The 13,277-nt window shown below is 56.3% G+C and carries 7 protein-coding genes; 3 read left to right on the top strand and 4 right to left on the bottom strand.

What is annotated here, in order from left to right:
• Positions 1-110: 110 nt before the first annotated feature.
• From MUN86_RS23635 to MUN86_RS23620, 4 genes are all read right to left on the bottom strand, one after another.
• Complete coding sequence (locus MUN86_RS23635; protein WP_245126176.1) at positions 111-1,739, bottom strand: glycoside hydrolase; 1,629 nt, start codon at positions 1,737-1,739, stop codon at positions 111-113.
• 131 nt (positions 1,740-1,870) lie between these two features.
• Positions 1,871-3,409: a RagB/SusD family nutrient uptake outer membrane protein gene (locus MUN86_RS23630; protein WP_245126174.1), complete on the bottom strand. Its 1,539-nt coding sequence runs from the start codon at positions 3,407-3,409 to the stop codon at positions 1,871-1,873.
• 22 nt (positions 3,410-3,431) lie between these two features.
• Entirely contained in the window at positions 3,432-6,506 is a 3,075-nt protein-coding gene (locus MUN86_RS23625) for a SusC/RagA family TonB-linked outer membrane protein (protein ID WP_245126172.1), read from the bottom strand.
• 51 nt (positions 6,507-6,557) lie between these two features.
• Positions 6,558-8,417 carry a glycoside hydrolase family 35 protein gene (locus tag MUN86_RS23620; RefSeq protein WP_245126170.1) on the bottom strand — a complete coding sequence of 620 codons (1,860 nt, stop codon included), beginning with the start codon at positions 8,415-8,417 and terminating at the stop codon, positions 6,558-6,560.
• Positions 8,418-8,995: 578 nt separating this feature from the next.
• Here MUN86_RS23620 and MUN86_RS23615 point away from each other — a divergent pair.
• Genes MUN86_RS23615 through MUN86_RS23605 form a run of 3 tightly spaced genes read left to right on the top strand, consistent with a single transcriptional unit; the run spans position 8,996 to position 13,253 of the window.
• On the top strand, positions 8,996-9,547 hold the full coding sequence (locus MUN86_RS23615; protein WP_245126168.1) for a ligand-binding sensor domain-containing protein: 552 nt from the start codon (positions 8,996-8,998) through the stop codon (positions 9,545-9,547).
• Positions 9,548-9,576: 29 nt separating this feature from the next.
• On the top strand, positions 9,577-11,184 hold the full coding sequence (locus MUN86_RS23610; RefSeq protein ID WP_245126166.1) for a ligand-binding sensor domain-containing protein: 1,608 nt from the start codon (positions 9,577-9,579) through the stop codon (positions 11,182-11,184).
• Positions 11,109-13,253, top strand: a complete 2,145-nt coding sequence (locus MUN86_RS23605; protein WP_245126164.1) for a hybrid sensor histidine kinase/response regulator transcription factor — start codon at positions 11,109-11,111, stop codon at positions 13,251-13,253. Before MUN86_RS23610 ends, MUN86_RS23605 begins: the two co-directional genes overlap by 76 nt.
• The last annotated feature ends 24 nt before the right edge of the window (positions 13,254-13,277 follow it).

The following is a 13,277-nucleotide window of genomic DNA, read 5'->3' as shown; positions in this document are numbered from 1 at the left end:
CTCAGCATGACGGTAGGGAGTAAGGAGAACACTCAAAGGATGATTGGGCATGCAGGCCTTTAATGCAGAAGGATGATATGAATGACTTTGCTGGTCTTTTCTGCTTACTATTAGCGGATTTCGCTTACCACAGTGGTGATGGAGCGCGGCGCTAGGTGCACCAGTTGATCGGCTTTCAGCACCGGACCGGGCTGTAGGTCGGTGGTGGCGGAGGTGGTATAGATGCGCATGGTACCGAGCTTCTTGCCGATCTTAAGTTGCAGGTCGGCGGCAGTGGTAGCAGAGTTGACAACCACCGTCACAAATTGCTTGCTGCCAGCGTTTTTGTAGGCCGATACCAGCAATTGATTTTCGGGACCGAGGTCAGGAGCAAGGCGAGCGTCGATGCGGACGGCACCCGGACGGATGAAACGGCTGTAGTTGCCGAGCGCCCAAAGCATTTTGCTGGTTTGGTAGTTGCCGTCTTCTTTAGTCTTATCGACGTAAATCAGTCCGTCTTTGTAATCGTAGGGCGAAACGGCCAGCCACCATTGCCATGCGGCAGCGTTGGCCATGGCGAGGTCATTATGAATGACGCGGGCCAAGTACAGCGCGGGCTCTATGGTTAGGTCGCGCTTGTTGCCGTTGATTTCGCCGCCGTTGTCGCCCAGGATGCAGTATTCCGATTGCCAGAAAGTAAGTTTCGGCACCGCAGCTACTTTAGCTGCCAACTGCTTGCGTAGGGTTACAGCTTGGTTGTGGGGCGAAGTAGTGAAGTAGCTGTGGGCGGCTACCACGGGCGCCATGCGGGGCAAATTGCCCACGTAGGTAGGCGAAGCAGAACTGAAAAAGGCAGTTATTTGCTCGCCCCGTTCGGGCTTGTCTTCGGTGGCTAGCAAGTAGTTCAGCTTGCCGGCTTCCGTAATCAAGATTTTGGTAGGCAGCTTTTGCGCCTCCAGCGCTGCGTTCAACGCCTTGGTTACGCCCGCAATTTCCTCGTTGCGAAACGGGCTGCCTTCTTGTTTGGGGTCACTCCAGTCCCACTGTGGCTCGTTGATGGGGCTAATATAGTCGAATAGCATACCGGTGGTACGCTGCACGCCCTGCACCACATCCGCCATAAACTTGGCAAAGGCCTCGTACTTAGCGGGAGCAATATTGGTTTTACCGTCGGCGGCAAAGGCTCTGCCGGTGAGCGTGTACTGCACCGGCGGACTATTCATAAATCCTAAAAACTGCTTGACCCCGCGCTGCTTAGCCGACTGCATAAACCACACTTGGCCTGCTTGCCGGGTCCAGTCGTAGCGGCCATCAGGGAGCAGAAATGATTCGGCCCGATGCCATTCGTCTTTGATACCGCTGGCTTCGCCTTGCTGCGTGCTGCCTGCTCCAATATTGAAGCGCCACATCGACAAGCCAATGCCTCTGGGGTTACCGTTTGGCCCATTTTCGGTACTGAATAGCAAGTCAGCAATAGCTTCTCTCTTGGCTGCGGGCCATTGCCCCACAAACTGACACGCCCAGGCATCGGAGGCGCTGAAGTTGTCGATGGTTTGATATGTCTTGGTATCGTCGAGCAGTACGGTTACCGGTTTGGCACTTGCGCTAGTTCGTGCTTGACTGCCCTGCCCGCTGCTCGTACCAGAAGCCCCAAGCAGCAGGAGCGCGCCCAACAAGAAACGCCCCCTGGCAACATACTGTCGGGCGGGCAAAATGTGAGGCGTAGAAAGTGAAACGCTCGATTGAGCTGGAATGCTCATTGCAGATTGTTTAAGTGAAATAACAGACAAGAATAGCCGCTTGCGGCGCTTACCCAGACAAACCGGCCGGCTAACTCAAGTCAACCAGCCGGTTTGCTCTCATATAAGCCAATGCTTACTTGGCAAGCAACTTAGTACCCAGGATTCTGCGCCACGTTGCCGCCGGAAAGCTGAATCTGGGGCGTCGGAATCGGGAACAGGTTGTTTTTCTCGGATATCTGGTCTTTCACTTTGCCTTTGTCGTAGGGGTCGGTGCTGGTTTGGTTGTAGGCATTGAAGGCCTGGATAACAGCCACCAGCCGGTGCTGCCGCACCAAATCGTAGTAGCGGTGGCCCTCCATGGCTAGCTCCAGGCGGCGCTCCAACCAAATATGGTCCAGCAAGGCCGTGCCGGAGGAAGTGCGGGGCAACACAGTGCCCGGCTTCAGGCGGTTAGCACGGGCACGCACCAAGTTCAGCGAGGTGCGGGCTTTGTCTTGCTGACCCAGGCGGTACGAAGCTTCAGCGTGCATCAGCAGTAAGTCGGCGTAGCGCAGCTCGATGCGGTTGAGCGGAGCGTGGTTTTGCTCGTTGGCCGGCCGGTCTTTCAGCAGCAGAAACATCTTACGGCTAATGCGCCCCGATTCGTTTTCGGAAGGCTTGGTATTGTATTTCGTGTAATCGAAGCTATTCGTTTTCACGTCCACGCTGTCACCTTCCTTGATGATGGTATACTTCAGGCGTGGATCATTTTCCCGCACAAAGGCCTGCTCCAAGTTGCTGCTGGGCGTGTTGAAACCCCAGCCGCCGTCGGCCCGGCTGCGCATCACCACGGTGAGGGCAGTGCCGAGGTTGAACGTTTGGTTGGCGTTGTAGTTGAATTCGAAAATAGACTCGTTGCCGTTGGGATTATTCACGCTCCACACCCGACTGAAGTCATCGTTGAGGTTGTACTGGCCCGATGCAATAACCTTCTCGGCATACTGCTGCGACTCGGCCCATTTTTCCGTGAACAGATAGGCCTTGGCGAGGTAGGCGTTGGCAGCCCCTTTGGTGGCGCGGCCTCGGTCAATAGCGGCCCGGGCACCTTTCTCAGGCAGCGCGTCGGCGGCATCTTTCAAGTCCTGAATGATCTGGGCGTAGCACTCTTCGGTGGTGGCGCGCTGATACGTCAGGGCTTCTTCAGCGGTTACAGGCGTAAGCACCAGCGGCACCCCACCAAAGCCTTTCACCAACTCGAAGTAGTTGTAGGCCCGAATAAACTTCACTTCCCCCAGCAATTGCTTTTGCAGCTCGGCATCAATAGGTGCCTTGTCAATGCCAACCAGCGCAGCATTGCAGTTGCCAATGGCTTGAAACAGGTGGGTATACCGGTTGTCAAACCACTCATTATTCGGCAGCCAGAAGAAGCGGGAGAAGTCGCCAAACTCGCGCTGGTCGCCGGCAATGGCATTGCCTTTCCACGCGTCGTCGGAGCCGGCGTCGCCGAACATGCGGGTGCGGTCGAGTTGCCACCAGTCGTTTTGGTCGGAGAGCGAGTAGCAGCCCATTACGGCCGCTTTGCACTCCTCGGCGGTGGTGTAGTAGTTGTTGGTATTCTGCTGTCCGCGTGGCGGTTCGTCCAGGAATTCCTTACAGGATTGCAGGCATAGGCCCAGCACCAACGCAAGGAGGAAGCTATATTTTTTCATGGTTTCAATGGCTGGGAGGGAGTTAGAAAGCAATGTTGGCGCCTATCAAGTAGGTGCGGGTGGTGGGGTAGTTGCCCAGATCAACCCCGCGGTTGAGCGCCGACGGTGTATCCGTGTAGGAGCGGCCATACCCGATTTCCGGGTCAAGGCCAGAGTAATTGGTGATGGTAAATAGGTTCTGGGCACTCACGTACAGGCGCAAGCTGCTCATGCGCAGCACACTAGAAGCCGCCTTGGGCAGCGTGTAGCCGAGTTGCAAGTTTCGCATGCGGGCATAAGAGCCATCTTCCACGTAGAAATTCGAGAAGCGCGTGAGGTTCTGGTTGTTGTCGTTGGCGACGATGCGGGGCACCGAGTTCGAGGTGCCTTCGCCGTGCCACGCCTCGTTTTCCAACCCGGCGATTTTGTTGTAGTTGTAGCTACCCGAATACCACCAGCCTTTGTTAGCATTCACCAAGTCGTTGCCGAGGCTGCCCACCAATGACACCTGCAAGTCGAAGCCTTTGTAGCCCGCAGTCAGGTTCACACCGAAAGTCAAGTCGGGTGTAGGGTTGCCGATGTACTTCTGGTCTTTGGCGTCAATGACGCCGTCGCTGTTAAGGTCGGCGAACCGGAAATCACCGGGCTTGGCGCCAGCCTGAACCAGTGCGCCCGATGGGCCTTTGTAAGCGTCGATTTCTCCCTGGCTCTGGAAAATGCCGTCCGTCTGGTAACCGTAGAAAGCACCTACGTATCCACCTTCCTCGGTTTTGGAGGGCCGCCCAAAAATTGGGGTATTGCCGGAGTACAGGGCTTGGCCATTGGCTAGCTTTTTGATTTTGCTGATGGCGCGAGTGGCGTTGATGTTGGCGCCGTAGGTGAAGTCGCCAGTGGATTTGGCATAGCCCACCGAGAAATCTAACCCGTTGGTTTTCATGCTGCCGATGTTAGTCACGGGGCTGTTGTAGCCGTAGCCGGCGTGGCCCGGAATAGCCTGGCTCATCAGCATGTCCATGGTGTTGCGGCGGAACACGTCGGCCGTTACCGTCAGCTTGTTGTCCAGAAACGCCAGGTCAGCCCCGATGTCGTAGTCTTCTACCGTTTCCCACTTCACGTTGGGGTTGGGCACGTTGTTCTGTACCACGCCTAGCTGCTCGGTGCGGGTGTCACCCGTCACGTAGTACACTTGGTCCAACGTACCGATATAGGCGCTGTTTGTGATGCTGCGAATGTTCTGGTTGCCCACGCGGCCCCAACTGGCCCGGAGTTTAAAGAAGTTAACGGCGCTTACTTCCTTCATGAAGTTTTCGTCGGAAATCAACCAGCCGGCCGACACCGACGGGAACACGCCCCACCGATTAGCCGACGGAAACACCGAGGCCCCATCGCGACGGATACTCGCGCCCAGCAAGTAACGCCCCTTGTAATCGTAGTTTACCCGGCCAATTAGCGAGGCAATGGTGTTCACAAAATCGTTGCCTTCTATGCTGAAGTTGGCCGTGGCCGCGTCGGGATAGCGCAGCTGCGGCGTGTTACTCGGAATACCTTGCCCGATGGACGCATCCGTACGGGTGGTGAATTTTTCCAGCGTCACGGCGGCCAGCGCCGAGAGATTATGGTCGCCGAATGACTTGGTGTAGTTCAGCGTGTTGGTGTTGTTCCAGTTGATTTCTAGGTTATGTTCTCTTCGGAGCGAGTTCACTTGGTTGCGCTCATTGGGGTCGATGGTGTAGAACGGCGAGAAGAGGTTGCGTTCATACACGTTGTTGTTGGAGCCAAACCGGGTTTCGAAAATCAAGCCCGGCACGAACTCGTAGTTGGCGTACACGGTGCCCACCAGAAAGTACTGGTTGCGTTTGTCGTCGTTGCGTTCCACCAGCGCCAACGGGTTGCCAATATCGGTGGGCGACGCGCCGTAGTAGTCGTAGGGGTTGCCCGACGTGCCCGGCACCCGAGCCGGCGTGATAGGGTCGTCGTTGAACGCGTCGCGGAACAAGCTGCCACTGTTCAAGTACTTCTGGTTGGTCATCGAGATGTTGAAATCCTCGCCTACCTTCAGCCGCTTGGCGGCTTGGTACTCGGATTTCATGCGCAGCGAGAGCCGTTCGAAGTCGGAATTGCGAACCAAGCCCTGTTCTTTGAAGTAGCTGATGCCCGTCGAATACACCACCCGGTCGCTGCCTCCCGACAACCCCACGCTGTAGTTCTGCGTGCTGCCCCGGCGCGATATTTCGTCCCACCAATTCGTGGTTTGAGTGAACGACGAAGGATCTTGGTACACCAAAGGCCGGCCCGAGTTGGTAGCCGCCAGATTCATAATGCTGGCATATTCGCTGGCCGAGGCCATATTCGGTGTCTTGGTTGGGTTCGACACCCCGTACGTCACATCGAGCGTAAGTTTCGGGTCGCCTTTCACCCCAGCTTTGGTGGTAATCAGCACAACCCCGTTAGCCGCTCTTGACCCATAAATGGCCGCCGAGGCAGCGTCCTTAAGCACGCTCAAGGACGCTATGTCTTTCGGGTTCAGGTAGTTGATATTGGCCACCGGCAACCCGTCCACCACGTAGAGCGGGCTGTTGCCGTTGATGGTAGATATGCCCCGGACCAGGATTTGCGGGGTCGAGCCCGGCTCTGAACCAGCACCCACCACCGATACGCCGGCCGCTTTGCCTTGTAGGGCGCTACCCACGTCGGCTACTGTGAGCTTGGCAATATCCTCGCCTTGCACCGTGGTTACGGCGTTGGTAAGGCTGCGCTTTTCCTGCGTACCATAGCCCACGACCACCACTTCGTCCAGTGCCTTGGTATCAGCGGCCATTCTGATGTCCACAGTGGTGCGGCTGGAAATTGGTACTTCCTGCTGCCGGTAGCCTACAAACGAGACTTGCAGCACGCCCGTGGCCGCATTGGGCACGCTCAAGGTGAAGTTGCCTTGGTTGTCGGTGGCGGTGCCCGTGGTCGTGCCTTTCACCAGCACGGTCACGCCGGGCAGCCCCGAGCCCGATTCGTCGGTGATTTTTCCGGTGACAGTGCTCGTCTGCGCGTAGGCCCCGGTCACGGACAGGAAAAAGAGAGGTAAGCACGCGGCGTACTCCCTTCTGAATAAACGGTGTGTCATAAACAAATGGGTGAGAAGTTGGATGGAAAGGAATAGAGTCGACGGTGGTACCTAGTTTGATTTTCCCACGGCCGGCGACGGGAGACGGCCCAAAATGGGCGCCGATACGCTCTTCAGAGTCTTTTGATCGGGCTTGAGCAGTTCTAGCACCACCACTTCGTTTTCGCCTTTTTTCAACCACTCCACGGGCACATACACCGTTTGCTGCGGCCCAATGCCCCAGTAGCGTCCCAGCGAGTGGCCATTGATCCAGACGCTGCCTTTGCCCCAGGTTTGCATGTCGAGGTAAGTGTCGCCGGTTTGGGTGAGCGTGAAGGTGCCGCGTTTCACCACGGGGCCATTTGCAGCCGTGGCGGTGGGTTTTCCGTTGAACAAGGAAGCATCAACCCGGTCGAAGGGCAGCCCGAACATCTGCCAGTTTTTCACTTCCTGCTTGCCGAGCATGACCTTCTCCGTGATGCCTTTGCGGTTTTGCAGCAGGTATTTGCCGAAGTTGATCCGGCCCAGGTTTTCAACCACGATATCTAGTTGCACCTGCCCTTTGGGAAGCGTTACGCTGAGGCTGTCTTGCTTGAGGCGCCGGTCCACGACGCCCACCCGCTTGCCGTTGACATACACCAAGCCGTAGTCTCGCAGATCTTTAATCTTCAGCATCTTGGTGCTGCCACCCGCAACCGTAGTCCGATACAACACAAAGCCGTAAGCCTGGTTTAAGTCTTCGAAGGTGAGCGGCGTGGTATTTTTCTTGGCCGCGGGCAGCATATCAAACAGACTCGCGGCTTGGCTGAGCTGCACGGCTGGCAGCGTAATGGCAGGCTTGGCCGCAGGCACGGCCGGCAGCTTGGTGCCCGCTGGCAAGTGCTTCTCGATTACGCTACGGAAAGCCATGAACTTGGGCGTGGCATTGCCGGCTTCGTCCAGAGGGGCATCGTAGTCGTAGCTGCTGATCTGGGGTTCGTAGGCAACGGTGTCGCTGAAGTTGGCGCCGTTCATGAAGCCCCGCGTGGTACCGCCGTGAAACATGTACATGTTGATCGACAGGCCGGCAGCCAACACTGTATCGAGGCGACCGGTGTAATTTTTGGCGGGCACCGTGTGGTGGGGTGCGCCCCACCAGTCAAACCAGGCTGGGTACCACTCGGCAATGAAGTAAGGACCCTTGCCGTTGTGGTTGGTGCGCACAATCTGCTTCACTTCATTGGGCTTATCGAGACCATTCACGGCAGGCAGCAGCCCCGGCAAATGCCCCTGCGCCACCTTGGCGGCCGGGTCACAGGTATAAAGCAACCCGTCGAAGCCAGCCTCTAGGAATAGCTTGCGGTTGAGGTCGAGGTATTCTTTGTCACTGGCATAGAAGCCGTATTCGTTTTCCACCTGCACCATCAGAACCGGCCCGCCGTGGTTGATTTGCAGGGGTGCTAGTTGCTTGCCTACTTCCTGAATGTAAGCCCGGTACTCAGCTAAAAACTCCGGCGACTTGCTGCGGACCACTAAGCCTTTCTCGTTTTGCAGCCAGTACGGATAGCCGCCAAATTCCCACTCTGCGCACACATAGGGGCTCGGCCGGAGCACCACCCACAGTCCTTCTTCCTGGGCCATCTTCACGAAGGCGGCAATGTCGTTGTTGCCCGTGAAATCGAACTTACCTTTCTGGGGCTCGTGCAGGTTCCAGAAAACGTAGGTACCGATAGTATTCAGGCCCATAGCCTTGGCCATTTTCATGCGGTGACGCCACGCCTCGCGCGGTACGCGGGGATAATGCAACTCGCCCGAAATCATCTGAAACGGTTTGCCATCGAGCAGAAAGTCCTCGTCGCCCAGCGCAAAAGTGTGCTTGGTTTGCTGGGCTACAACGGGCAGCACAGAACAGGTCAACACGAAAAGCAATAATAAATGGAGTACTCTTCTCATAAGGGGTGGTAAGGGTTCGGTTCTTAAAGAGGTGGACTAACAAGTCCTGCAACAACATCAATCGATTGCGTTGCTTTCGCACCACTATCCATGCGGACTTACCTCAGCGGTAAGGGCAGCTATTACATAAAGCCAGCGGGCAGCGCGGATCTTCCTTCTAAAGAAAGGTTGGCACCAAGGCCAGCAAGCAGTTCATTTGCTTGTATGCTGACTCGTGCCGGGGTGCCTCAAACTTCGATTCAATAAAACTACTGGATCAAATCGGGTGAGAATAGGGCAATTTTGGTAAAAAAACAGGGGTAAATTGGTCTGAACCTAGTAGCGCCGAGGCTAATTCAATCCACTTAGCAAGAACGCCTGGGGCATTCAAGTCAGAGAAAAGGGATAAATTGGTCTGGGTCGGAAAAAGGGCAAAAGAAACGAGTAGCTAAGCGGCAAGGAGTCTGCTTCGGTGTCGCAAGACTTTCGCAGCTATTCTAGGCTTGCTCAGAGCCGCTGCATTACCTCTGTTTTTCCTAAGTTCAATTCCTGCCCAAGCAGTTCTTTCGTTTTCAAGCCTGTTGTAAGGCTCAGTACCTATGAAGTGGTTAATTACCCAAGCCTTATGCCTATTCCTGCTGGGATTGGCATGCACCACCAGCTTGGCGCAAAGTACCCCCAGTGAATTTCGTTTCGAACACCTGACCGTCAACGATGGTCTGTCGCACAGCGACGCCATGGCCGTTGCGCAGGACCGCCTGGGCTTCCTCTGGATTGGCACCAATCGGGGCGTCAATCGATACGACGGCTACGAGCTGAAAAAGTATATCCTGCCCGTGAACCCCCTGAACGGCCTGTCTGGCAACCGAGTACGGGCTTTGCACGTGGGCCGCGACGGACGCCTATGGGTGGGCGCCGAAAGCAGCGGCCTTAGCTTGTACGACGCCGACCGTGACCGTTTCGTCAACATCACCGAGCGTCAGGCTCCGGTAGCACTTCACGGGCTAGCTCGCCTGCTTGCCCAGGCCGATGTGGTAGCTATAACCTCCGACCCACACGGGCGTTTGTGGGTGGGTACCCAGCACCAAGGTATGTTTGTGTTGGATTTTGACGTGCAAGGAAGGCTACGCAACCTGCAACAAGTGCCCTAGCGGAAGACAACCGTCACGACTACCAGGTTATGAGCGTGGTGGCGGCACCGGAAGGGCAAATCTGGGTAGGCACGCTCGGCGCCGGGCTCCGGATACTTGATGCCGGCTCCGTACTACCGAAACTACTAGTTGCCCGCAAAGCGCCCCTAGCGTTGGCTACCGTGCGCAGCGTGCACCTCGACCGCCGCGGCGACCTTTGGCTTGGCACCAATCGGCAAGTGTTTTGGGTGTCGCGCCAAGATCGGCTGCGCGCCCAAAACCTAGCCGCACACCCCCTCCCTCAAGCCTGCCGTGACATTCATGACCTTCGTCTCGATACGTTTGGGCGCTTGTGGGTGGGCACCGACTACGGCTTGTATCTCTGGCAGGCCGGTACTGTCACGGGCACCACCCCCCCTGTGCAACTCACCAAACCCACTTTGTTTTTACCTGTGGGCGGCGACCCATTCAGTTTGCAGTCCGAGCGGGTCCACCAACTCTTCGAGGACCAAGATCAGGTGCTGTGGATGGCGGCTTCGGCCGGAGGCCTAAACAAGGTGGATCTGCGCCAAAAGCCATTCGGGCAGTTGCAGCACCAACTGACGGCCAAGGCCACCCTGCCCAACAACTATGTCAATGCCGTTTACAAAGAGGAAGCGAAAAACTTGCTCTGGATTGGCACCCGTAACGGTTTCTCCTGTTACGACTTAACGCACAAAACCTACCACAACTACCTGAGCTGGCAACAATCGAGCGACTCTACTGGCGTGGACGTCTCGTCGGTGGTGCAGGCTTCGGATGGGACCTTGTGGCTCGGCACCCGCACGCACGGCTTATATACGCTTAAGCGCCAGAATGGTCGCGAAAAGCTGACTCCCTTTGCGGCTTTGTCGAACCAACCAGACCAGGTGACTACCAGCGTAGAAACCATCGTAGAGGACCGTTTTGGTACCATGTGGGTGGGCACTTTCAACGCGGGGCTTGCACGGTTTAGCCGGTCTGGCAAGCACCTCAGAACGTACAGCGTTAGCACCGGCTTACCCACCGACCATTTCACTTACCTTCTCTACGACCAGAAGCACAATCTGCTGTGGGCTAGCACGCGCGATGCAGGCCTGCTGAAGCTGCGCGTAACCGCCGATTCGCTGATACTGCTCAAGCAATTCACCCACGACGAGCGCAATAGCAACAGCTTGAGCGTCAATTACGTGTGGCCCCTGTTGCAAGACCGTCAGGGTACGCTGTGGATTGGTACAATTGGCGGGGGTCTCCACCAGTTACGGACCGATTCGCAGGGCCGCGAACATATGCAACGCTGCAGCCAGTGGCTGCCCGAAAGCGACGTGGAAAGCTTGCTAATCGACGAAGACGGGCACCTTTGGATTGGGGGCACAGGCTTGTATTGCGTTACACCTAGCACCCACCGCTACCTGCGCTACGACGTAGCCGACGGCTTGCAAAGCAATGCGTTTAAAGTTGGGGCAGCCTGCCGGGCACAAGATGGTACGCTGTATTTCGGGGCATCAACGGCATTAGCTACTTTCAGCCGCGTGCTATCCGGGCTAACCCCTACCCACCCGTTGTGCGCATTACAGGCTTTCGAGTGGCCAACAAAACAGTGGCCGTTGGCGACACTATTAACGGGCGCGTGCTGCTAACCAAGGCGTTTGCTCATCCGCAAACCATTACGATTCGGGCCGATGAAAACGACTTCTCGGTGGAGTTTGTGGGCCTCAACTACGCCACGCCAAAAAAGCATCAATATGCCTACCAATTAGTAGGGTATAATGCCGATTGGGTAGCCGCGGCTCCCGGACAACGCACCGCCAGCTTTGCCAACCTGCCGCCGGGCGACTACACGTTTCAAGTGAAAGCCAGCAACGGCGACGGCCTTTGGTCTACCGAGCCGGCCACGTTGCAACTCACCGTGCTGCCGCCCTGGTGGAAAACGTGGTGGGCCTATTTGTTGTATGGCCTGGCCGTTATCGGGGCGTTGCTCTTGTATCGCCATGTAACCATGGCGCAACAGGGTTTGGAGAACAAGCTTGCGCTCGAGAAATTCCGGGTTGAAAAAGAGAAAGAACTCACCGATCTGAAGCTGAGCTTCTTCACCAACGTTTCGCACGAATTACGTACCCCACTGACGCTAATTTTGGGCCCAATGGAAGAGCTGCTGACGGCGGCCAACCGCTTCACGGGGTTGAAAGACAACATCGTGCTCATGCACAAGCAAACCCGGAAACTGTTGGAACTGGTGAACCAGTTGCTTGACTTCCGCAAAGTAGAAGCCGGCAAAGTGCCACTCCGGGCCACCCGCGCCGATATTGTCGGCTTTCTAACCGAAGTATTCCTGATTTTCAAGCTCAAGGCCGAGGAACGGCAGTTGGCGTACTCGTTGCTGGTACCGCCCAAAGCCGTAGAACTGTACTTTGATGCGGGCAAGCTGGAAATCGTACTGACCAATCTGCTAGCCAATGCCTTCAAGTATACCAAAGAAGGCGGCAGCATCACGGTCACGGCCGCGGTAGTAGGGCACCCAAGCAACAACGCCGTTTTCGGACCGAATGTCCTCGCGGACAATTACTTAGAAATAAAAGTTATAGACAAAGGCATCGGTATGCAGCCTGCCGAGCTAGCCCACATTTTCGATGCGTATTACCAGGCTTCCCAAACGGAAACCTTGCGCATGATGGGCACGGGTATCGGCTTGTCGTTGGTAAAGCAGTTTGTGGAGCGCCACGGCGGCGAAATCACGGTGGCTAGTGAAGTGAACCAGGGAGCCACGTTCACGGTCCGTCTGCCTTTCGGCCGCGCGCATCTGAATTCTACCGATTTCGGACCCGAAACAACTGCTTGCGAGCAGCACCTCTCCGTACTTGCTTCGGGAACTGCCCTGGCTACTGACCACCACGCTGACAGCATGGAATGCGCTTTTACTACTCCCCCACGCCTGCTTATTGTCGAGGATAATACCGACTTGCGGCAATACCTAGAACAGCTGTTTGACTCGGAGTTCGAGGTGACGGTAGCCGCCGACGGCGTGGAAGGTTGGGAAAAGGCGCAAGCCCTTCTACCCGATTTTGTGTTGAGCGACATCATGATGCCCCAAAGCGACGGGTTAGAGCTGTGCCAGAAAATCAAGCAACACCCCAAGACCTTGCACATTCCAGTGCTGCTGCTTACCGCCCGCACGGCGGCCGTGCACGAGCTAGAGGGCATGGAAAACGGTGCCGACGATTACATCAGCAAACCCTTCAACCCGAAGATCCTGCACGCTAAAGTCTCGGCTGTGCTGCGTAACCGGGCCAAGCTACGCGAGTTCTACGAGCGCCAGATATTGCTGGAACCCACCAAGGTAGTCATCCCGGAAGCTGACAAGCTCTTTTTAGAACAAGCCATGAAAGTGGTGGAAAACAACCTCGCCGATCCGGAATTCAATGTGCAGGTGTTGCTCCGAGAAATGGGCATGAGCCAATCCTTTCTCTACCGCCGCGTGAAAAGCATTACTGGCCAGTCGGTAGTGGAGTTCATTCGCGACGTGCGGTTGAAGCGGGCCGCGCAGTTGCTGGCAAGTACGCAACTCCGCATATCCGACGTAGCCTACCAAGTAGGCATTCAGGATTTAAAGCACTTCCGCACCATGTTTCAGAAGTTGTACGGCATGTCGCCTTCCGAGTACGCCAAGCAGCACCGCGGAGGCGAGCAGGTCGGGCTGGTCGTGCACTAACCGAACTAGCCTGCCCCTAGCACC

The organism is Hymenobacter volaticus, from assembly GCF_022921055.1.
GTDB lineage: Bacteria > Bacteroidota > Bacteroidia > Cytophagales > Hymenobacteraceae > Hymenobacter > Hymenobacter volaticus.
Note: the sequence above shows the minus strand (reverse complement) of the source record. Positions and strands in the feature narration are given on the sequence as shown.